Annotated in this window: 29 protein-coding genes; 19 read left to right on the top strand and 10 right to left on the bottom strand. The window is 49.2% G+C overall.

The features are described from left to right. Positions 1–24 precede the first annotated feature (24 nt). The 8 genes from ACLJR2_RS09020 to ACLJR2_RS08985 all read right to left on the bottom strand — a co-directional run bounded on the left by ACLJR2_RS09020 (position 25) and on the right by ACLJR2_RS08985 (position 6,540). Complete coding sequence (locus tag ACLJR2_RS09020; protein ID WP_001534378.1) at positions 25–1,104, bottom strand: tyrosine-type recombinase/integrase; 1,080 nt, start codon at positions 1,102–1,104, stop codon at positions 25–27. Then, positions 1,085–1,357, bottom strand: coding sequence for an excisionase (locus tag ACLJR2_RS09015; RefSeq protein ID WP_031617245.1), 273 nt, complete (start codon positions 1,355–1,357; stop codon positions 1,085–1,087). The genes ACLJR2_RS09020 and ACLJR2_RS09015 overlap by 20 nt, the downstream gene beginning before the upstream one ends. A 72-nt stretch (positions 1,358–1,429) precedes the next feature. Then, positions 1,430–1,846, bottom strand: a complete 417-nt coding sequence (locus ACLJR2_RS09010) for a hypothetical protein (protein ID WP_043991144.1) — start codon at positions 1,844–1,846, stop codon at positions 1,430–1,432. A 98-nt stretch (positions 1,847–1,944) separates the two neighbouring features. Then, on the bottom strand, positions 1,945–2,130 hold the full coding sequence (locus tag ACLJR2_RS09005) for a DUF1187 family protein (protein ID WP_001534356.1): 186 nt from the start codon (positions 2,128–2,130) through the stop codon (positions 1,945–1,947). A 46-nt stretch (positions 2,131–2,176) separates the two neighbouring features. After that, positions 2,177–3,007 (bottom strand): recombination protein RecT, encoded by an 831-nt coding sequence (recT, locus tag ACLJR2_RS09000; RefSeq protein WP_001534364.1) that lies wholly within the window; start codon positions 3,005–3,007, stop codon positions 2,177–2,179. After that, the gene (recE, locus tag ACLJR2_RS08995; RefSeq protein ID WP_057515593.1) at positions 3,000–5,705 is read right to left on the bottom strand and encodes an exodeoxyribonuclease VIII; all 2,706 of its coding nucleotides are present in this window, start codon (positions 5,703–5,705) and stop codon (positions 3,000–3,002) included. Before recE ends, recT begins: the two co-directional genes overlap by 8 nt. 140 nt (positions 5,706–5,845) lie before the next feature. Next, entirely contained in the window at positions 5,846–6,181 is a 336-nt protein-coding gene (locus ACLJR2_RS08990; protein WP_000799627.1) for a hypothetical protein, read from the bottom strand. A 74-nt stretch (positions 6,182–6,255) separates the two neighbouring features. Beyond that, on the bottom strand, positions 6,256–6,540 hold the full coding sequence (locus ACLJR2_RS08985; RefSeq protein ID WP_000613374.1) for a YdaE family protein: 285 nt from the start codon (positions 6,538–6,540) through the stop codon (positions 6,256–6,258). Positions 6,541–6,971: 431 nt separating this feature from the next. Here ACLJR2_RS08985 and ACLJR2_RS08980 point away from each other — a divergent pair, with 431 nt between their 5' ends. After that, positions 6,972–7,286 (top strand): hypothetical protein, encoded by a 315-nt coding sequence (locus tag ACLJR2_RS08980; RefSeq protein WP_001669535.1) that lies wholly within the window; start codon positions 6,972–6,974, stop codon positions 7,284–7,286. Positions 7,287–7,726: 440 nt separating this feature from the next. Here ACLJR2_RS08980 and ACLJR2_RS08975 read toward each other — a convergent pair whose 3' ends face one another. Then, positions 7,727–8,125 (bottom strand): helix-turn-helix domain-containing protein, encoded by a 399-nt coding sequence (locus ACLJR2_RS08975; RefSeq protein WP_001574209.1) that lies wholly within the window; start codon positions 8,123–8,125, stop codon positions 7,727–7,729. 98 nt (positions 8,126–8,223) lie between these two features. Between ACLJR2_RS08975 and ACLJR2_RS08970 the strand changes: the two genes are divergently transcribed. Genes ACLJR2_RS08970 through ACLJR2_RS08950 form a run of 5 tightly spaced genes read left to right on the top strand, consistent with a single transcriptional unit; the run spans position 8,224 to position 10,872 of the window. Further along, entirely contained in the window at positions 8,224–8,478 is a 255-nt protein-coding gene (locus ACLJR2_RS08970) for a helix-turn-helix domain-containing protein (protein ID WP_001033911.1), read from the top strand. Beyond that, positions 8,465–8,959: a hypothetical protein gene (locus ACLJR2_RS08965; RefSeq protein ID WP_001534383.1), complete on the top strand. Its 495-nt coding sequence runs from the start codon at positions 8,465–8,467 to the stop codon at positions 8,957–8,959. Before ACLJR2_RS08970 ends, ACLJR2_RS08965 begins: the two co-directional genes overlap by 14 nt. 43 nt (positions 8,960–9,002) lie before the next feature. Beyond that, positions 9,003–10,010 (top strand): DUF1376 domain-containing protein, encoded by a 1,008-nt coding sequence (locus ACLJR2_RS08960; RefSeq protein ID WP_000729544.1) that lies wholly within the window; start codon positions 9,003–9,005, stop codon positions 10,008–10,010. After that, complete coding sequence (locus ACLJR2_RS08955) at positions 9,922–10,464, top strand: replication protein P (RefSeq protein WP_157872077.1); 543 nt, start codon at positions 9,922–9,924, stop codon at positions 10,462–10,464. The genes ACLJR2_RS08960 and ACLJR2_RS08955 overlap by 89 nt, the downstream gene beginning before the upstream one ends. Before the next feature lie 12 nt (positions 10,465–10,476). Continuing rightward, positions 10,477–10,872 carry a DUF977 family protein gene (locus ACLJR2_RS08950; RefSeq protein ID WP_001534353.1) on the top strand — a complete coding sequence of 132 codons (396 nt, stop codon included), beginning with the start codon at positions 10,477–10,479 and terminating at the stop codon, positions 10,870–10,872. A gap of 286 nt (positions 10,873–11,158) precedes the next feature. Here the strand turns inward: ACLJR2_RS08950 and ACLJR2_RS08945 are convergent, their stop codons facing one another. Further along, the gene (locus ACLJR2_RS08945) at positions 11,159–12,289 is read right to left on the bottom strand and encodes a GGDEF domain-containing protein (RefSeq protein WP_043991141.1); all 1,131 of its coding nucleotides are present in this window, start codon (positions 12,287–12,289) and stop codon (positions 11,159–11,161) included. Between the two features lie 395 nt (positions 12,290–12,684). On the opposite strand from ACLJR2_RS08945, the gene ACLJR2_RS08940 reads away from it, so the two are divergent. The 13 genes from ACLJR2_RS08940 to ACLJR2_RS08880 all read left to right on the top strand — a co-directional run bounded on the left by ACLJR2_RS08940 (position 12,685) and on the right by ACLJR2_RS08880 (position 21,234). Then, complete coding sequence (locus ACLJR2_RS08940) at positions 12,685–14,664, top strand: alkyl/aryl-sulfatase (protein ID WP_001237395.1); 1,980 nt, start codon at positions 12,685–12,687, stop codon at positions 14,662–14,664. Between the two features lie 687 nt (positions 14,665–15,351). Further along, positions 15,352–15,600, top strand: a complete 249-nt coding sequence (locus tag ACLJR2_RS08935) for a hypothetical protein (RefSeq protein ID WP_079902958.1) — start codon at positions 15,352–15,354, stop codon at positions 15,598–15,600. A gap of 63 nt (positions 15,601–15,663) precedes the next feature. After that, the gene (locus ACLJR2_RS08930; RefSeq protein ID WP_001534379.1) at positions 15,664–16,263 is read left to right on the top strand and encodes a DUF1367 family protein; all 600 of its coding nucleotides are present in this window, start codon (positions 15,664–15,666) and stop codon (positions 16,261–16,263) included. Next, the gene (locus ACLJR2_RS08925) at positions 16,260–16,454 is read left to right on the top strand and encodes a hypothetical protein (RefSeq protein ID WP_021000145.1); all 195 of its coding nucleotides are present in this window, start codon (positions 16,260–16,262) and stop codon (positions 16,452–16,454) included. The genes ACLJR2_RS08930 and ACLJR2_RS08925 overlap by 4 nt, the downstream gene beginning before the upstream one ends. Continuing rightward, positions 16,451–16,732: a DUF1364 family protein gene (locus ACLJR2_RS08920; RefSeq protein ID WP_000861020.1), complete on the top strand. Its 282-nt coding sequence runs from the start codon at positions 16,451–16,453 to the stop codon at positions 16,730–16,732. The genes ACLJR2_RS08925 and ACLJR2_RS08920 overlap by 4 nt, the downstream gene beginning before the upstream one ends. Beyond that, a complete protein-coding gene (locus ACLJR2_RS08915; RefSeq protein ID WP_001534385.1) occupies positions 16,729–17,283 on the top strand; it encodes a DUF1133 family protein in 555 nt (184 codons plus the stop codon). Before ACLJR2_RS08920 ends, ACLJR2_RS08915 begins: the two co-directional genes overlap by 4 nt. Before the next feature lie 270 nt (positions 17,284–17,553). Further along, positions 17,554–18,108, top strand: a complete 555-nt coding sequence (locus ACLJR2_RS08910; protein ID WP_001534362.1) for an ORF6N domain-containing protein — start codon at positions 17,554–17,556, stop codon at positions 18,106–18,108. Between the two features lie 241 nt (positions 18,109–18,349). Then, entirely contained in the window at positions 18,350–18,538 is a 189-nt protein-coding gene (locus ACLJR2_RS08905; protein ID WP_001534381.1) for a hypothetical protein, read from the top strand. A gap of 203 nt (positions 18,539–18,741) precedes the next feature. Beyond that, positions 18,742–19,044: an HP1 family phage holin gene (locus ACLJR2_RS08900; RefSeq protein WP_001525456.1), complete on the top strand. Its 303-nt coding sequence runs from the start codon at positions 18,742–18,744 to the stop codon at positions 19,042–19,044. After that, positions 19,022–19,561, top strand: coding sequence for a lysozyme (locus tag ACLJR2_RS08895; RefSeq protein ID WP_001534313.1), 540 nt, complete (start codon positions 19,022–19,024; stop codon positions 19,559–19,561). The genes ACLJR2_RS08900 and ACLJR2_RS08895 overlap by 23 nt, the downstream gene beginning before the upstream one ends. Positions 19,562–19,661: 100 nt before the next feature. Then, complete coding sequence (locus ACLJR2_RS08890) at positions 19,662–20,126, top strand: lysis protein (protein WP_001534346.1); 465 nt, start codon at positions 19,662–19,664, stop codon at positions 20,124–20,126. A 174-nt stretch (positions 20,127–20,300) separates the two neighbouring features. Then, positions 20,301–20,534, top strand: a complete 234-nt coding sequence (locus tag ACLJR2_RS08885) for a DUF826 domain-containing protein (protein ID WP_016716098.1) — start codon at positions 20,301–20,303, stop codon at positions 20,532–20,534. A gap of 70 nt (positions 20,535–20,604) precedes the next feature. Next, positions 20,605–21,234, top strand: coding sequence for a hypothetical protein (locus ACLJR2_RS08880; protein WP_001534358.1), 630 nt, complete (start codon positions 20,605–20,607; stop codon positions 21,232–21,234).

Here is a 21,234-nt window from a genome sequence, read left to right as displayed (position 1 = left end):
ATTTAACATTTTTAAAACAGAAAATTAGAGCATCATGTATGCCTTTTCGTCTCGCTCATCAAGGTACATTTTTGTTGTGTTCTCGGAAGTATGCCCCAGGAGTTTCTGAGCAAACCCTTCCCCGTAAGCATCTTTATACAGTCGTCCGGATAAGCTGCGGATCTCGTGAAACGGCGGTGGGTTTTCACTGAAATTTATTCCGGTCAATTTTCGTGCCGCAACAAATTTTTTAGTCAGGCTGTCAGGATGAATACTCCCGTTCGGGCTGTTTTTGCGTATGCCAGCGCTGATAAGGTATTCGCTACGGCTTACCAGGCGGCAGCGATCAATCACCGTACTGAGGCGTAAACCCATGGAAGGAAGGTTGAGCGAAAGTGGCAGAGCGATTTTCATCCCGGTCTTGATTTGCTTAACGTACAGTCGCTCATCAATAATGTGACTGAACTTCATGCATGATAGATCCTCCCGTCGCTGTCCGGTAACAAGGGCTAGATCCATAGCCAGCGGGAACCATGCAGGAAGTTGTTCTGCTGCCTCCCTAATTTTGTTATATACATCCAGTCTCAGACGATCACGAGCGACTTCGATCTTGGGGGAGCGTGTTGGCTCCACTGGATTATGCGCAATATGTCCTCGAACTATAGCCTCCCTGAACATGTCGGAAAGTACAGAACGCATGGCTCCGGCCATTGTGTTTTTCCCCTCTGCTATCCAAGTTTCCAGAAATTCAGCAATATGGCGAGTAGATACTTCTATTAAAAGCATTCTCCCTATTTTCTCTTTTATTGTTTCTAACTGATTTCCGCGTATCTTATATGTATTAGCTGACAGGTTACGCCGTTTTAATAGTATTTCATACTGTTCTGCCCACTTTGTAACGGTGAGTGAGTCCGTTCCTTTTAGCTTTTCAATCAGCCCTACGGGGGTATAGTTTTTCGCAATAAAGTGATTGGCTTCGATTGCCTGAGCAATTGCATCCCTGCGTGAAATCTGACCTAGCTGAATTTCTTCATTAGTTAATGGATTTCTCCAGGCGAATGTTTTCCTGGATCTTCTATAAGTCAGATTTTTGGGGAGATTAGCATCATACTTTTTTTGACTCATTTATTAACCGCTCCAGCAACGCACTTTTTTTACCAGTTCGCCCGTTAGGATGGTGTTGTTCAAGCACCAGTCCCACTTTATTCGGCTTGATATAAAACGCGTCCGGATTAACCCGATACGTCCTGCCATGTAATACTGGAGTCGGGTAAATATTTCCGTTTCGCGCCCATCGTCTTAATGTTGTGAGAGGTGGAGGATCATCGGGATAATTTAATTCACCCCAGGTTTCAAGTCTCACAAAGCTCATAGTCATGTCTCTTTACTTCATGACCGCCGCCAACTATACGGTGTGGCGGTCGGTCGGGGTTGAACATCAATGATCAGGTTAAAATTTGAAGGACTGCTGACCGCCGCCCGGTAAAACTTTTACATCTCCGGCGCGCCGTCCTGTAAATCCTGCCCAATGCGCGGCGCGTATCCTGTCAGCCTGCTCTTCAGTCAGGCAGGGTTGCGGCAGGGCGGAGTTTTTCTGGTGCTCTGCAACGCGTATGGATTCGCCGGCTTCGTGTAACTTCTGGCACAGGGGGCAAAGGTCGCGTGTATCCATCATCCGGATCTTTCCATCGAAAAATATGTTGCCATGCCATGTAGCGCAGTTCCGGCACACGGGTGCATCGCAGGTGAACATGGCACGACATTTTTTCATGTACCCGTGTTTGTCCTCATCGGCATCCCAGCCGATGATCCCGTCACAAAGCAGGGTGGCCGGGGTGCCGCAGAACATACAGACAGACTTCTTCATGCTGCAATTACCTCCCTCATTCAGGCTGTACGAATCCCGCCGCGTGAGCGGTGTTTAAAAGCATTTTTACGGTTAATTAATTATTCAGCAGGCGATCTTTATTCCTTAATACATTTAAACTTTTCCAGCGTGACTTTCTCTTCGCGTGATTTTCCGGCTTCAGTTCTGCCGGCCAGCATTTTTTCACACTCGGCTTTATTCATTTTTTTGTCAGAAAAACGAACCCAGTTTGTCGGGGAATTACCCGGCTTTTTGACGATGGCGGTTATTCTATATTTGTACATTAATAAAGCACCTTCACTTCAGGCGGTCAGCGACCGCCAGTCTCCGTTATGCGGTCACGTTCTCTTCCACGCCAGCGTTTTCGACGACGCTGTACTCACCTGTGATGACAGACGCATCAGCCGGATCGATAGTCAGCGTCTCCTTTTCGTCCATTGATACCGCGCGCTGGATCTCAATGGATACAGGCAGGTATTTGAACAGGCGGCGTATGGCGGTTTTTTTGGCCATTTCCTCCCAGTGAGTAACCCACGGGCCGTTGTTACCGGCTTTGCTCTGTGCCCGTACCAGCTCTATCTGTTTACGGGTCATTACCTCAAACTGTGTGCCACCATCTTTAAGGCGGGCAACGGCATAGACATGAGTAACCGGTGCATCTTCGTTCTCACCCGGACGGTGTACCAGCTTTTCTTCCAGACCAAACTCGAAGCTGAAATCGTCACCTTCGCGGACGACGCGCGCGGAAAGACTTGCAATCTGTCCGGAACGGCGGGCAAGGTCGATCATTCCCCGGTATCCAATAATTAACTGAACGTTTTTTTTGCCTGACTTTTCGTTTTTGTTTCCGAACGGCAGCAGATAGGCATGACCGAGCGCGCCGCCGGGCTCCAGCCCAAGCTGGGAACACTGAACGATGGCGCTGACAAAACTCATGGTGTCACAGTCACCCAGTGCCGGAACTTTTCGGATTTCCGTTGTGGCTATCCGGATCATGCGTTCCGCTGTCATGTGGCGGGGCAGGGCCGCCGCCAGTTGTTCTTTCATGGAAGGCTGGTTGATAAAGCTGATCACATCGTTGTTATTTTTCACTGCCGTCGGGGTGCGTGCTCCCTGTGTTTTTTGCAGGTCGGCTTTTGCAATAGGTGGCTGTTTAGGCATTTGCATTCTCCTTCGCCCAGCGGGGCAGTGATAAAGTTTTAATGGCAGGCCATTCATCGTTACTAAGGCATTCGGCCAGGGTTTGCAGATTGCGACGATATTCCCGCTGACCTGCCAGTTTTGCGTCTTCACCCATCATGAAAATCTCAACCGGGTAACGCCCACATTCGGCGGTTGTACTGGCAACAAGGAAGACGAAGGTGGGTATCTCACCGAACTGCGCCCGATAACCGTCGCTGTAGAAAGCGTCCTGTACGTGGTAGCGATAATCGTAATAAGCTGTCCTGAACCGCTGGATATCAGCAGTGGTTTTCACATCCATGATCCAGTGAAATTCAGGGATGATTTTGTCCGGACGGCACCGACACAAAATTCCTGTTTCCGGATCTTCCCAGTAGACTGATGATTCAGCATATCCGGCGCTTTCAACCAGCCACTGCCCCAGCGGTAACGCCATCACACTCTGGTACATAAGTTCGATTTTCCGGCCTTCTTCTGCCGTAAGCACGGTTCTTCCTGTCCGGGCGCACTCTTCCAGAAAGGTTTTCTCTTCTTCTTTTCCTGCGCTGGTACGGCGGTTAAATTCCGGAGCGATGATGAAGCGTTTACTGAACTCCTCTGGTTCCAGTATCCGGCAGTGAAAAGCCGTTCCTGTATCGAGAGTCTTTGTTTTCTCCGTGTCCACGGGGGCATTTTTACGCCACAGATAAATTGCTGGTGTGTCTGCGATATCGTCAAGCTGTGATTTACTGACGCCGGGGCCAGCGTGATACGCCTCGTTAGGGATGTCATAGTAAATACCTGGCTGTATATCATCAGGGACAGTGAAATTTCCGTTTTCTACGGGATCTGCCGCTTCGCCAGCTTCATCACCGCCAGTACCTGATCCACCGTCCGTTGTAATTTCCTGCCCTGTATCGCCAGCCGTTTCCTGCTGGTTGCTCTCTTTCGGCGTTTCTCCATCTCTTTCTGTTCTGGCTTCCATTTTTTCGGTCTGATTTGAGGGAGCACTGAACAGCGCTGAAACGTCGAAAGTCCCGTCTGCGTTTCTGGTGACAGCCTCCGGCTCTGCTGCTGGTTGTTTTTCCTCCGGCACCACTTCTTCTTTTTCACCCTGATTTGAGGCGCTGTAATTGTTATGAACCCACTTCGGATCGTTCGGGGCGCTGATGCCTTCGACATATTCACCGCGCGCGGCTGCCAGTTGTTTACCAACATCAACCGGGTTTTTGGGTGGAATGTTTTTACGTGCTTCGTGCAGTTCTGCCAGTATTTTCTTGTAGCCTGCTTCTGTCTGGCTTACAGGTGGCTCATTCTCCAGCGGCTGCGGGTCCGGATGATGTTCAGTTGTGTCCTGTTCCACTGCTTCAGGCGTTGCTGGTTCATCTGCCAGTTCGCCTGCCGGTTGCGGTTTTTCTTCATCATCGTTTGCACTCCCTTTCACTGGCATGGGCTGAGATGTACGGCCACAGGCGATATCAACAATAAGCGGGTCGGGGCTGGCGTGGTCGGTTTCGGTAAGTACACGGTTGAGATACTCAGTAACGCGTGCAGGTATGGCTTCAATCCCGATCGGCGCTTCTTTCACTGACGCAACCACGATGGCACGGGAATAATCCATACCGCCGGGCATGTTCAGAAAAGCCTTACAGAACACATCGAAGGGAGGCTTATTGTCCGCGACAATTTCATCCACTCGTTTTGAATGCGCCTGATGCAGGTTGTAAATATCCAGGTCCATTGAGCGGGCGAGTACACCCATTGCAACGTCGCGGGCCAGTGACGCTTTATCGTGAACAAAACCTTCCCCACGATCGGTAAGGATGCCACCGCCAGCGTTAGCGCCTGATGGTGTGCGGTTGATGGAGGATACGCGATTTCCTTTCTGCCACTCTTTGACCAGCAGACCGCGGTCGATGGGGTGTGCGTCAGCGTATGCCTGCGCAAAATTAATCTTCATATGCAGCGTGCGTTGCTTATCACGCGGAAAAATCCGTTTAAAGGCATCAGTAAATTTCCACAGACCTGGAGTATCCAGCTTTTGTATACCTGGCACATTATGGCAGGCGAGCAACATATCCTGGATATAGTTGTCACTCATCTCCAGCTCCATGCGGCTGACTTCGGCAAGCTGTTCCGGCGTGATTTGATGTGAAAATTTATCTTCAAGAATGAACTGAGAAAGTATGCGATGGCGTTCGCTCAGCGTGGCGACAGGATGAAACATCGATTTTTCAACATCAGCCATCGGTTCGCCGTTAACGTTATAAGCGTAAGCGGGGAGGGGATCGCCGGCAGTATTGTCACTGTCAGCCGGAGTATCCATGGAGGCCGTGTCACTGCTGGCGTCATCATCTGCTGCCATTTGTTCATGAAACTGGTCTGCGGGAACCGCGCCGGGGATCAGCATCATGGTTTTTCCGTCTTCGCCGCCTTTTTCGTAACGGTTGCAGAATTCAGTATCAAACACACCTTCAGGGGGAAGGTCGCCAATGGCAGGAAGATTTACACGAACGGGTTTTTTAAAATCGTCCTCGTCATAACCCTTATCGTCCATAGCAGCAATGCAGCGGGAAATGGCTACCGACAGTTTTTTAGCTGTAGTCCAGAAGAAACCTGCTTTTATTCCAAGCCGCTTTCTGGCCTCTTCATTTTTAACAAGGCAGTGCAACGCAAAATCTTCTTTATTTTCACTCATTGTTTTTTAACCTCAGTTAAGATTAAAATCGTTTTGCCAGTGAAAATCCTCTCCGGGTGCTCACTGGTCATGTCTCTGGTGGTGGGTCTGGTCGCTCACCTCAGCATCGCCGGGATGTAAAGCCGGGGAAGCGCCTGCATTTAATGCAGGCTTTTTTCCTTTGAGGCCTCAGACATCGCCCGCGCAAAATCACTTGCAACAGACAAGCTCTTCAATGCACCAATAACCTCCCTGGGGACGTCTTTCACTTTGAGCAACATGGCTGCTGCGGCTATAGTGGAGTCCCATGCCCCTGTTTTTTCATCTGCATATGCAGTTATTGATTTATTTATTGAATAGCCATCTTCGTTTCTGTTTAACTCGTATGAATAGCCAATAACTACCGGCATATTGTTTTGCTCGCATATCTTAAATATACGGCTGGTGAGTTCTTTTAGTTCCTGTAATACTGCTGCATCAGGCGTTGTATTTTTCATTTTTATTTCCTTTTTCAGGTTGAGTGAATCCCTGCCATTGCTGGCATAGTTTTATTGTTTCAGTAAATGATTAATTAAAGTTCATGTGCCATCTGGTCATGGCTGGCACAGCGTTTACTGCAATATTTTTGTTTTTTACGTGAAATAAGCGTTCCGTGCATATATATCAGTTCATATTCGTATGCGGTCTCTTCCGGTATTGCTTTCTGACAATATGCGCAGTTAATTAATGTCGGGTCTCCTTTCTGGGTGAGTAGAGTATAAATTTTACGAATCAATCCCGGTTTTCTGTTTATTGCAGTCTGCTGTTTAGCCGGACTGCGCATCCAGTCGGAACGAGGTGTAATGACAGGTATCATCGTTTTATCCTCTTTGCCTGTTTATAAGCGAATTTTGTTGGTGCGGTGCCTGGTGCCTCCAGGTGACGATAACCAGTTAACCATTACCGCCGACTACTATTTCCACCCACAACATGAAGGACCGTTATGTCTTTTTAACTGTGCCGCGTGCGCTTAGCCGCATTCACCACACCACAAAATTCGCTTTAAAAAGGGCGGAAACCAGAAAGGAATGAACTGGTACCGCCAAAGACTACACACAGCAATGTCACGGGTTCCACTCGCAACCGGAAGCGCGCTCAACCAGGATCGGTGGATTTAACGACAACCTTAGTTAAGTAGCGAACGCGCTTTCGTGTTGCGTGCTCCGTATCGTGGAGCTGACGCCCGTCTTTATCCACATCGGGGCGGTGGTATACTGGAGTTCTCACACAACCAGTAAGGACATAAAAATGACACCCCGTCCAATTAGTGTTTTTTGGTTCAAAAATCTCGATCAGTACGAATCATGCAAAGAAATTTTGACCGATTCGTGGGTGCTACCTGACGATTATCGGGACTGGCTTATCCGCTTCAATCAGATGATTGATCGTTATGAACGCAGTGGTATCGAGGTGATCAAAGTAGAGATAGAGCCCAACGAGTTCTCCATCTGGTGCCTCGCCAACGGATGTGAGATAAGCACCAAGAGCTGCAACGACTTCGCTGTTTTCCATGGCAGTAGCAAGGCGCTCCGCGATAGAGATACTGATTGGGGATATGAGTAAACAAACTCGTCCTTCAATTCTGAATATTTCTATTTTCATGACAGTACCTCTACAAATTCTGCGAAGCATAGCGCCCCCTTACCTTCGATAAGGCTTTGAAAGTATTCCTGGTAAGCCTTTTCCATGGGGGTATTGAAATCCATGCTGACCTCATTCCCGCTTAACGCCCGGCGGCGGAACGTTTTATCTACTGCGCTTGTTACTTAACAACAACTGCCGTCATGTTCGTATGCCTCAGGCTGGCTACTTAGCCCGACTCAGCAGCGGGATAACTCTTGGTATTGTCCGGCTGTTATCTGGTCTGGCGTTGTCTTGATACATCAAATGCTCACATATCGTGAGTAATTTGTCAATATGAATTGTGAGCATTATTTTCTTGGTGGGATATGGATAAGCAAAAAAATCCCGCATTTGCGGGATTACTAAGAGGGGAGGTTAGCTCAAGAGGATGGAGTATCTTTTTTATGCTGTCTGCTTCTAAGGTATTGTTCTACATACTCATCAATTTCTTTTAATCTGATTTCAAACAGATCAAGCATACGTGTTTGCTCTGATGCTGGCAGTTGATTAAACAATTCGAGTAGCTTTTGTTGGTTATCACTCAGCCATGAGTTGGCATTTTCCTGCTTACCGAACATTAGTTCTGCGGGGGAAATGCCAAGCACTTGGCCAAGCGTAATGGCATCCTCAGCTCCAATACTCCGCGTTCCAGCCTCGTAATTTGCAATGCGTGACGACCCCGACCAGCCACATAGCTTAGCCAGTCGTCCCATGCTTAATCCTCTGTTTTGGCGGATAGTTTTAAGACGTTCGCCAATTTGTTCTGCAATCGTTTTCATGTTTGGAATTTTATCACGCTACGTGAAATTGATGATACTCACGTATGTGTAGTTGACTATGCTCACGAATTGTGAATAATAAAATTCGGAGGTTTTAAATGAACAAAATTTCAACATACAGAAAGCAACTGGGGCTATCTCAAAGGCAGCTTGCGACTCATTTGGGATGGATACAGAGCCGTCTGGCGAACTACGAAGCAAATTTTCGCACACCCGGACTGGAGGAGTGCCGAAAAATTGTTGCCACACTTAACCATCTGGGATCTCGCTGTGTTCTTGATGATGTTTTCCCGCCTCATGTGAACGATAGCAGAACCATATTAGCGAAGGTGAACAACCATGATCACCCCTGAAACAGCCAGTCAGGCGTTATCGTCATGGCTGGCATATCTACAGATAACCCAGGAAACCGCCACGCAACTGATCACCCGCGCATTCCTGGAGCAGCCGGCGCGACCGGAAATAGCGGTTCACCGTATCGAGCGTGACGACGGAACGGTGGATTACGACGCATGGCGCCGTAACCGGATAAACATTTTTCAGCGCTGGCGGAAACGGGAAACGGCGGAGCACTGCGAGAAATTCTCTGCGCTGATCCCCGCTATTCTGGAGGCGATCCGCAAAAGTGCGCCGGAACTGCATAAACGAATAACGGCAGGGCAGAGCATTGAATACCTGCTTTCACAGCTTTTAAAAAAACCGCAGTGGCAAGCGCGGTACTTCTTGGCGCGCCGCTGGCGGATTTTGAGCGAAAGTGTGACGAGGCCATATATGCGTTACAGGCGTTACGTAGCGGTTATCGCCAGCAGTACCAGAGACATGACCAGTGAGTAATTTTTTATGTTTTATCGCCCGGAAAAGAGCGTAGAGAGGCTTTATGGCCGCACTTCCATACATGCAGCTTTACATCGCTGATTATCTGGCGGACACCATGCACCTTTCTGCCGAGGAGCATGGAGCCTATTTGCTGTTGATGTTCAATTACTGGCAGACCGGAAGAGCTATCCCGAAAAGCAGGCTGGCAAAAATTGCTCGGATTAGCAGTGAACGCTGGGGGGCAGTGGAAGAGTCCCTGAGAGAGTTTTTCATTGATAACGGTACTGAATGGATTCATGAGCGTATCGAAAATGATCTCGCTGCGGTCAGGGATGTTCTGGCGAAAAAGTCGGCAGCAGGGAAAGCATCTGTTCAGTCCAGAAGGAACAGGAAGAAAACGCAGGCCGCCAGTGGAAGTAACACAAGTTCAACAGGTGTTGGTTTGGTGTTTAAACAGGAAGCCAACAAAAAGGGAACTAATAAAGATATAGATCTAAAAGAATTAAATCCCACACATAACGCGTGCGCGCGCGCGAGTGCTCCGGTTAGTCAGCCTGGAATTATGGAACAGCCTGTCGTGACTGAACCGGAATACCGGGAAGGCCTGAACGAGCCGATCGGGAAATTCTCAATGATGGATGACTGGCATCCCTCGCTGGATTTCCGACAACGGGCCGCCCAGTGGGGCGTTGCGTTACCAGAGCCGGAATATTTACCTACGGAGCTTGTCGCGTTCAGGGATTACTGGACGTCGGAGGGAAAGGTGTTCACACAAATCCAGTGGGAACAAAAATTCGCCCGTCACGTAAACCACGTCAGGGCAAAGGCGAAACCAGCCAGCAGGGGAGAAAACCATGCAGAAATCCAGCCAGACAGCACCGCATCGCGGGCAGTACAGCAAATCAGGGCAGCCCGCGTGCAGTGGGAACGCGAAAACGGGATCGCCAGCGACGGAGACGGCCTGGCGACTCTGGGAAGTCATGGGGGAAATTTATTCGAACCGATGGACGCAGAAGAACGGCGCGGCACCTTCGAAGCTGTGGGTGGCCCAGATTGGGGCGATGACTGAGCGCCAAATCCGGCTGATTTGTCAGCAGTGTATGGAGCGATGCCGGGCGGCTGAGACATGGCCGCCGGACCTGGCTGAGTTTATTTCGCTGGTTTCTGAAAGCGGAGCTAATGCGTTTGGTCTCACAGCCGATGCGGTGCTGGCGGAATATCGTCACTGGCGTAACGAGTCCTGGCGCTACTCCGGCAGTGATAAATATCCGTGGCCTCAGCCGGTTCTGTATCACATCTGCACCGAGATGCGCAGAACGGGCGTTGAGCACCAGATGACGGAAGGCGAACTGAAACGACTTGCAGAACGGTTACTGGCGAAGTGGACAAAACACGTCGGTAATGGTTTCAGCATACCGCCGGTACGCCGTCAACTGGCAGCGCCGCGTCATCCGGCAGGGCCAACCCCGGCACAACTGATGATGGAAGAATTCAGACGGCGTAAGGCGGCGGGAAGGCTTTAACAGGGGGGACTTATGAGCAGAAATTACACACCGGCGCAGAAAGCTGAAATACAGAAGCGCCTGACGGAACTGGTACGAAACCACGGTCGGATGACGTTTGGAGAACTGCGGAAGATAACGGGGTTAACCATTTTTTCAGCCCGTCACTACCTGGAAAAGGCGGAAAGTTGTGGGGATCTGTATCAGGCCGGGAGAAGCGGTATTTTTCCTTCGGAACAGGCTTTCCTGCTTTGGAAGCAGAAACGTGAAGATGCCAGGATTACCCGCTTTCTGAAAACGCCGGAAGGTGTCGTGAGTTCCTACGACCGGACCAGAAACGTTATCTGTACGGAGTGCCGGAACAGCGTGACGATGCAAAGGGTACTGGCATTTTATCGGGGACATCACCGGGAGGCGAAATCTGCATGAAAATCGAATAATATAACTTTGCAGAGGTAGCGAATATCGTAATCACCCGTTCGGCATTTGAATTCCGTGAGCACAGTCGTGTTGTGAATGTCGCCTTGTTCACAACACCAGGAATATTCCACTGTCAACTGGTTGTCTGCGGCTGGACATAATTTTATCTGATATTCAGGCTGTACCAGCGCAAAGGTTCCGTGAGTCCGACTGTCTTTTTTGCTTCCAAATATTCAGTTTTAATTATCTGAGTATGGCAAGGTGATCATCTGTATCAAACACCGGGCAACGGGTTTTACTTTACCCAACGATTACGTCCCTGTTGTTTAGCCCGATAAAGGGCCTCGTCCGCTCTGGCAATAATGCCGGTAACAGTGTCACCGGCTGTGGAAAGGGTGATGCCCATACTGACGGTGACCGTTTCGCTAACCGCAGATGCTGCATGCGGCAGTGCGGTTTCACGCAGGTTTGTCTGAATACGTTGAGCAACCAGTGCTGCTTCATTCAGCGACGAAGAAGGCAGCACAACGACAAACTCCTCGCCCCCGTAACGTGCCACCAGGTCTGCCGGAGTACGAATCGACCTCTTCACTACACAGGCCACCTTTGCCAGACAGGCATCGCCAGCCTGGTGACCATAATGGTCGTTATAGTTTTTGAAATAGTCCACATCGAGCATGATCAGTGCAAACGGCTCCGTCTGGCGGAGAGCATCCCCAAGAAAACTTTCCATTGAACGTCGATTAGCGGTCCCGGTCAGTGCATCTTGGTGAGCCATAACGTCGAGACGCGCGATAAGCATCCGGTTTTCCTGGTAACGCAACCAGGCTTCATCAAACCAGCGCTGCAGGATAAAGCGACCATAAATGAGTATGGCGGTAAGAGTAAGCCAGACTAATAAAAACCGGATATTCACATACTGATTAAGCTGCACACTGGCCAGTAGGGCGGTCAGCCATAACGGGACGATGAAAAGTAGCAACGCTGGCAGATGATAATAAAGCGCAGCCAGCGCGGTAAGCATAAGGATGACACTGAGAGGCCAGGCAAAAGGCAGCTGCCACCAGACAATAAAACAGTAGCTACAATAGCTCCACATCAGACTGAGAATCAGCAGCATCACCAGACAAAGAGGAGTAAATCTGGTCGGAAGGCGGTAAATGAAAAGGAGTATCAGGAACGAAAAAACAATAATACTGCCCATAATATCGTCTATTAAAGGCAGTATTCCAGTCTGTGCACTGATCGACTTGTCAAAGTCACTGATGAGTATGTGGCGAAATAAAATGATAAGCGCAAAGCTGATATTCACAAATGTGAACCACGGAATACTTACACGTAGCGCTTGCCTGACCATATCTTTATGATCCTGCCATACCCTTCCAGCACTGGAGGTACGGCGCCTGTCGTCCGAATCCTGCCCCATCCTTAATCGCCTCATATAATGAATAATTACTATCCAGTGTAGTGCGGAGATACTTCACAGTGAAAAATGGAAAAGCTATCAGGCCAGGCTGCATTTTTGGCTGATGAGATGATTTTTGTTCCACAGTGACGAACTTATCGTCAACGCTTCTGTAGTAGGGGAATAATTATAGTTGTCTCCCGGTAACGGGAAGCGAGCTTACCCCACTGACTAAAAGAGGATGGAACTGGCAGACGTAAAACATGATTTATTTGTATCCATAAATGGCGAAATGTAACGTTTTGGTTATATTTAAAAGAGCGAAAATGGTCAGCAATAACTTTAATTGTTTGAATTAACAGATAATTAATCGACCAGACTGAGTGATATAGAATATTTTTACATGAGGGGTACAAATGAGACTTAAGTTGATCGTTAAAAGTTTTGCGCTGGCGGGGCTACTCTCTTCCACTGCGCTGACACCTTTATTTGCACAGGAAGCCCCAAAAGGCGCCACTGCTTCAACCAAGCAAGCTAACGATGCGCTTTATAACCAACTTCCTTTCTCTGATAACACCGATTTCACGAATGCCCATAAAGGCTTTATCGCTGGCTTACCTGAAGAGGTGATTAAGGGTGAGCAAGGGAATGTCATCTGGAATCCACAGCAGTACGCTTTCATAAAAGAAGGGGAAAAATCTCCTGACACTGTTAACCCTAGTCTGTGGCGTCAGTCCCAACTAATCAATATCAGTGGCTTGTTTGAAGTAACAGACGGTGTCTACCAGATTCGTAACCTTGATTTATCCAACATGACGATTATCGAAGGTAAAGAGGGGATTACGGTTGTCGATCCGCTGGTTTCTGCGGAAACAGCCAAAGCCGGTATGGATTTGTATTTCAAAAACCGTGGCAATAAGCCTGTTGTCGCCATCATTTATACTCATAGCCATGTTGACCACTATGGCGGTGTGCGTGGCGTTGTCGATGAAGCGGACGTGAAATCCGGCAAGGTGAAAGTGTATGCGCCTGCTGGCTTTATGGAGGCAGCAGTAGCCGAGAATATTATGGCCGGCAACGTGATGAGCCGCCGTGCCAGCTATATGTATGGCAACCTCCTGAAACCAGATGCCTCCGGCCAGGTTGGCGCCGGACTGGGGACGACCACCTCTGCGGGGACGGTGACACTGATTGCGCCCACTAATATCATCGATAAAGACGGCCAGAAAGAAGTGATTGATGGCCTGACTTACGACTTTATGCTGGCCCCTGGTTCGGAAGCCCCTTCGGAAATGCTGTGGTTCATCGAAGAGAAGAAACTCATCGAAGCCGCAGAGGACGTCACTCACACCCTGCATAACACTTACTCGCTACGCGGCGCGAAAATTCGTGAGCCGTTGCCATGGTCGAAATATATCAACGAAGCCATAGTGCGTTGGGGGGACAAAGCTGAAATTATTATGGCCCAGCACCACTGGCCGACCTGGGGTAACGAGAATGTTGTTGGTCTGCTGAAAAGCCAGCGAGACCTGTATCGTTATATCAATGACCAGACTCTGCGCATGGCCAATGAAGGTCTGACTCGCGACGAAATAGCGGCCAACTTCAAACTACCGGATAGCCTGGCAAAAACCTGGGCCAACCGCGGCTATTACGGCTCCATCAGCCATGACGTAAAAGCAACGTATGTGCTGTATCTCGGTTGGTTCGATGGCAATCCGGCAACCCTTGATGAGCTGCCACCCGAAGAAGCGGCCAAGAAATTTGTTGAATACATGGGCGGTGCCGATGCGATTCTTCAGAAAGCTAAAGCAGACTTTGACCAGGGGAACTACCGTTGGGTTGCTCAGGTGGTGAGTAAGGTCGTGTTTGCCGATCCAAATAACCAGAATGCACGTAACCTTGAAGCCGATGCGCTGGAACAATTGGGGTATCAGGCTGAATCTGGTCCATGGCGTAACTTCTACCTGACCGGTGCGCAGGAGCTGCGTAACGGTGTGGTTAAAGGTCCGACGCCAAATACAGCAAGTCCGGATACCGTTCGGGCGATGACCCCTGAAATGTTCTTCGACTTCCTGGCTGTACATATCAACGGTGAAAAAGCGGGTAATGCCCGGGCGGTATTTAATATTGACCTTGGCAGCGACGGTGGAAAGTACAAGCTTGAGCTGGAAAATGGCGTGCTGAACCACACGGCTAATGCTGAAGCGAAAGATGCTGATGCCACGATTACTCTGAACCGTGACACGCTGAATAAAATTATCCTGAAGGAAGAAACCCTGAAGCAGGCTCAAGATAAAGGAGAAGTCAACGTTACCGGTAATGCTGCGAAACTGGATGAGATGCTGGGCTATATGGACAAGTTTGAGTTCTGGTTCAATATAGTTACACCATAAATAGATTCCCTGCGGCGTCAATGCTGCAGGGAAGTTACTTCAGACAATTCTGTACGTTTTTTATACTCGGTTTTTCCTTCATTCTTTATATCTTGCTTCATTTTATGTATTTGCTGCTGAAGAACATGGCCCTGATACCAGTCAGTTCTGATTCTGTTATGCACAGCCTTTTTCATCAGATGACAGTAACTGGTTGTTGCGTGATTCAATGGCCTGCGAGTCTGGTCAACATGCTTTTCGATGCCGGTTGGCCATGATGCCAGTATGGTTAACTGGCATCATGGCAGCATAATTTTGCCGGATAAGTCAACCGCAGCGATATTAATCGTCCTGATTATCATCTGCATCACCGTCACAGTGACTGCACCAGTAACGAGGAGAGACTGCGATCGAACCGGCCAGACAGAGAGGAGGTAGTTGTCTTCATTGCTAAGTAAGAGACCTTGGGGATGAATCTCCGTCACTTGTGATGTGTCAGACAACCTCAATGTACCCGCACTTAATACCTGCGCCGGCGGTTTTTGTAATGTCCGGGAAATGAGCATATCAAAAAATAACCAGTTATAAGATTATAAATAAAACACAGAGAAAATGTCATTGCACATGGTCAAAAAATAGACACATTTATTGATGATGGTAATTAATAGCCTTCTATATATTCATGGTGAGAATGAAGATGCTTTAAAAATGCTCAAGTTCGTTATCTATGGAGACACCGTGAAAAAACTAAATAAAACACTTACTTGTAAATATGCTGTTATTCGCCGTGATGACATGACAGTAATTGCTGAAATGGATTTTTTTCCTGACTGCAACAGGTCATTGATGTATCGGGATGGCCGCTATGTCCGGTTTCTGCCGTTGTTGCAAAATGACATCATGGGGAGCGATACCCTGATTAATGAGCTGACTATCAGAGCCGGTTATCATGAATAATCATCCTTTGTTATACTCGCCTGCGGGCTGAACTCCCAATCTACTGCGCCACCGGAGAGAACGATGGCGCATTTACAACTGGTCAAGCAAACCTCATCAGGGCTTCTGCTCCCGGCGACGCCGGAGAGTGGGGATTTCCTGCGCTCAGTAAAAATCGGTGAGTGGATACACGCCGATTTTAAGCGTGTCCGCAACTACGCCTTTCATAAACGATTTTTTAAACTCCTTCAGCTTGGTTTCGACTACTGGACACCAACGGGCGGCACGGTCACATCGCGGGAACAGAAACTTATCTCCGGGTTCGTTAATTTTCTTTGCGACTCCGCAGGCCAGGAATATACCCCGGCCCTTAACGAGGCGGCGGAACAGTACCTCCATAACGTAGCTACCCTGCGAACCGGGGATGTCGCCCTTCTTAAATCTTTCGATGCCTTCCGGGAATGGGTAACCGTTCAGGCCGGGTTTTATACCGGGCATTTTTATCCGGATGGCAGCTGCGGGCGCCGGGCGAAATCCATAGCATTCGCCAGTATGGACGAAACCGAGTTTCAACAGGTCTATAAGGCTGTGCTGAACGTCCTGTGGAACTGGATTCTGTTTCGTAAATTTTCCTCTCCGGAAGAAGTTGAAAATGTGGCCGCGCATCTGCTGGAGTTCGCATGAAAATGACATGGTTTCAGCATCCGGCGTGTACCACCGAAGAGGCGGATGAGCTGGTGAAGCAGTACCGGCGCAGGGGGGTAAAGACGGAGCGCAGTCTGAATCATGACTGTATTCACTGGACGGTAAGCGCCCTGTTACCGGAGTTCGGGCATGTGCCAGTACGGAGGCGTGCGTGCTCTTATCTGAAATGAAAACTTACCGCAGTAAAAAATGGCTGGCAGCCGTCGGGCAGATTGAGCAGTGCGTGCTGTGTGGTCGGTGGGGAACGCAGGTCGCGCACATGAATGAAGGCAAAGGCATGGGAATGAAAACGGATGACTGCGCCACGGCGGCTATTTGTCAGGAATGCCATCATGAAATCGATAACGGCAGTCACCTGAGCAGGGAAGAACGCCGGTGTCTGATGAACAGGGCAATCGTACTGACAGTGATTAAACTTGTACGCATGGGAAAGGTGGTACCGAAATGATTTATTCAACCAGTACCGGAAAACCGGGCGAATATTTTCGACTGAATACACTGGAAAGCGTGTGGATTCAGGGAAAACTCCGTATGTGGGGACGATGGTCATACATCGGCAGCGGTAAACCCGGCAATATGTTTAACCAGTTGCTGGCCTCCAGAAAACTGACAAAAACAGCCATCAATGAGGCTTTACGCCGTCTGAAAAAATCAGGAACAAGCAAGCCAGATCTAGAGGCCTTTCTTCGTGAAATGATGAACGGGAAACAAAAAAGCTGGCTGGCGCATTGTACTGATTCCGAGGCCATGTTGATTGACTGCGTGATTGGTACTGTATTAGCTGAGTATCCGGCGCTGAAAAAGTTGATTCACCAGCGTTACGAAGGGCGGGGAATGAGTCAGAGAAGGATGGCTGATTTACTAAACAAACAATATCCAGACTGGTGTTATGCAACATGCCGTAATCGCATAGGTGTGTGGCTAAAAATGGCGGAGTTTATGCTTTATCTGCCGATGCGTGAAGCGTTTGCAACCGATGCCCACAAAATCGCCCGTTGACTCTGTTTGTTATCCGGGGCTATATTCCCGGCATGCCAGCAAAATCTGGCGTCGGGATTGGCGTCCCGGATAGAAACCGCGACAGACACACGCCGCGAGCGTGTTTTTTATTGTCGTATGCACGCGCACATCTGAATTATGGTGGGCTGTGTGGGGGCACCGAAAGGTGCGCCGGTTGGTTTCCCGGTTACGCCAACCCTGCACAGTTCACCACCAGACGATTGGCGTCGTCGGTGGTGAGTTATTTAGAAACCACTCTAGGGCGTCATTATGACAACTCAAATCTCTGTCGAAACTCTTTCCCCGATTACCCATAACCAAATTCCCGTTATAACTACCGAACTTTTGGCGCAGTTATACGGCACAAAAATCAAAAACATTTCTGATAACTTTCTGAACAACACCACGCGATTCGTAGTAGGAAAGCATTACTTTAAAATTGAAAAAAACGAATTACGCGAGTTCAAAAACAGACCCGAAACAATCGGGTTAGTTGGTAAAAATGCCCGTTCCCTAATCCTCTGGACAGAACGCGGCGCAGCCCGCCATGCAAAAATGCTCGAAACAGATCAGGCATGGGAGGTATTCGAGAAGCTGGAGGATTGCTACTTCAGCCAAAAGAACCCTTCAGTGCTAGTTTCATGCCAGAAAAGTTACGACACGCGAGTTCTCTGTTATCAGCAAAGCGGTGTCACTGTTTCCACAATCCTGTTGCGGGATGATGACATTGTCATTTCCCTTGAGTCATGGCTGGAACTGGCGAGAGCCAACGGTTGGTTTGTTATTCGCAAAGATCAACTGGTGGAAAGGCTGATGCAGCTTTAGCAAAAAAGCTATTGCATTTTTAGCCACAAACTGCTTCAATCCCGGTATGCTTCGCAAAGCTGTATCGCGAGGCGAATAACAGACATGAACACAAAAGAACCCGCCATTGAGCGGGTTTTTGCGTTTTAGGGGGTCGCATTCGCGGGCCTTTTTTGTTCAACAGGCTTTGAATTGTGGTTTCTTGCACCGTGGCATTTTCTGCTTCGCCCTATACTATTTGCTTAGTCTGGCGGAGGTGTGAATGAAAGAAGGGTATTACTGGATTCAGCATAACGGTGTTGTTCAGGTGGCATACTATACGAACGACACAGTTGACGATCTGGAATCAGGACAGCTTATTGTCGGTGTCTGGCATCTGACAAGGGGCGATGATATCTGCCATAACGGTGAAGCAGAAGTACTGTCGGGGCTGTTACAACCACCAGCTTAGATATAGAACGCGCTGGCGGCGCTTGGAAGACGGCTTGAAATATTAGCTGCGTAAATTATACCCCTGATTTTCTGTATACCACTGCCACGTAGCGGGGATTGGCTCCCGCACCCATCACAAGGCTGCGCTATTGCGCGGCCTTTTCTTTTTCCACTTACCCGACATCCGGGTAGTCCATTTCCCGGACAGGGGAAGTTATGACAATGGATAAACATACGACATGGCTGGCCTACATCTGGGCATTAATCAGCGGCATATGCGCCCAGTGGACGTTAAACGACTATGGCGCGCTGATAGGTATTGTTCTGGGTATTGGTACGTTTCTGGTTAATAAGCATTACAAAAAGAAATCAGAGCAGGCTCAGGCAAGGCAGGCTGCCGCGATGGAAGAGCGTAACAGGCTAATCGCCCGGATTCTGGAAAAAAACGACCATGACAGCACGTTAAAGATGCTGGCGGTATCTGAAATGCCGGAGGGCAGTAATGGCGCTCAGGACAAAAGTTAAATACGGTCTTTCCGCCGCCATGCTGGCGCTGATTGCCGCCGGTGCCAGCGCACCGCAACTACTCGACCAGTTTTTGCAGGAGCGGGAAGGAAATACGCTGGTGGCCGTTCGTGATAACGGCGGCGTCTGGTCAGTATGCCGTGGCGTGACTCGTATCGATGGTAAACCCGTTGTGAAAGGCCAGCGATTGACGCAAAGCCAGTGCGACCATTACAACGCCATCGAGCGGGATAAAGCGCTGGCATGGGTAAATAAACATGTTCACATACCGCTGACCGAACCGCAGAAAGCCGGTATTGCGTCGTTCTGTCCGTATAACATCGGTCCCGGTAAATGTTTTCCGTCCACGTTTTACCGCAAGCTCAACGCAGGAGATCGTAAGGGAGCGTGTGCAGAAATCCGCCGTTGGGTATATGACGGCGGCAAAGATTGCCACAACAGGGAAAATCAGTGTTACGGCCAGGTGATACGCCGCGACCAGGAATCAGCGCTGACGTGTTGGGGGATAGACCAGTGAAATACTTACCCACAACGGTATGTTTTGTCGCGGCGGCTTATCTTGCCGCTCATGGTATTGACGGCTGGGGATGGTTTCTCTTTATCGGCGTTATTCTGGTATGAACCGTATAACCTTTACTGCCATCATCCTTCTGCTGATAGTTGCCATAGCGCTGGCGTGGACGACTGACCACTACCACGGTAACGCGGTGCGCTATAAAGACCAGCGCGATACCGCCACTCACAATCTGAAGCTGGCGAACGAGACAATTACCGACATGACGAAGCGCCAGCGTGACGTTGCCGCCCTCGATGAAAAATACACGAAGGAATTAGCTGATGCACAGACCAGGAATACTGATTTGCAGCGCCGCCTTGCTGCTGGTGGCCGGGTGCGCGTCGAAGGACGATGTTCAGTGCCCACCGAGACCGAAACCGCCAGCACCAGCCGCGTGGGCAATGCTGCCACCGTCGAACTCTCTCCAGGTGCTGGACAAAACGTTCTCGATATCCGCGCCGGGATCATCAGCGACCAGGAAAAACTGAAGTATTTGCAGGAGTACGTTCGCACGCAGTGCAGATAAAAAAATCCCCGCAGGAGGGAAAAGGAGCTTACCTGCGGGGGAGTTTCAGAAATGCATAAACATGACAATGTCTCTGGGTCTGCGTACTACCACATCGCGTTTTTATCGTACTGATATAAGCCAGTTTTCGTACATCTCAAAAACGTAACCAGACGCTAAAAACTGGTACACCTCATGAAAATAACTCAATGGCTGAAAAGCCTCGTCCATACGGAGCAAAGAGAAATGCCGGATATGAAAGATATCGTCACCGACGACATGGTGAAAAATGCCCTCAAATCAGACGCCGTTACCATCGCAGTTAAAACGCAGATTAAATCCACTCTGGATCAGCAGATTGACGCCGCTGTCGATACCGCATTGACCGATATTCTCGGTAGTGATGCTGATAATACGGTTATGCAGTAGGTGAGATCAGGCATTACAGCAGCCCTTCAGTGAGGGGCTGCGATAATGGTTAATCACAGGGAACATAATCATGGAAAAACCGGACTGGGAGGCCATCGAGACGGCATACCGGGCCGGAGTGATGTCCCTCCGTGAAATTGCGTCACATCATGGTATTAGTGAAGGTGCTATCCGCAAGCGCGCAAAGCGTGATGACTGGTCCCGTGATCTTAACGCCAGGATTCAGCAAAAGGCTGACGATCTGGTACGCAAACAGGAAGTACGCAAAACGGTACGCACCAAAACGGAACTTACAGAACGCGTACTGATAGAAGTCACAGCGGAGGTAATAGCCTCGGTTCGCATGGAGCACCGGGGCGATATTCGCCGGGCCCGGGAACTCACAAACACGCTTTTTGATGAACTTGGTGCGCAGTGTGCTGATGTGGGGGCGCTGGAGCAACTGGGTGACATCATGTTCGATCCTGACGATAAAGGCCGTGACCGGCTCAATGAAACTTATCAAAAAGTCATCAGTCTGCCTTCCCGTGTGAAATCTCTGAAAGACCTGAGCGACAGCCTGAAAACGTTGATCGGCCTGGAGAGAGAAGCATGGAGTATAGGTGCTGTCAGTGAACCAGAAAAAACGCCTCTACCAGGAAAAAATACTGATCTGACAACTGATCAGGCAGCGGAATTGTACAAAAAAATGATGAGTTGA

The sequence above is a fragment of the Salmonella sp. SAL03688 genome (assembly GCF_046551895.1).
GTDB lineage: Bacteria > Pseudomonadota > Gammaproteobacteria > Enterobacterales > Enterobacteriaceae > Salmonella > Salmonella enterica.
Note: the sequence above shows the minus strand (reverse complement) of the source record. Positions and strands in the feature narration are given on the sequence as shown.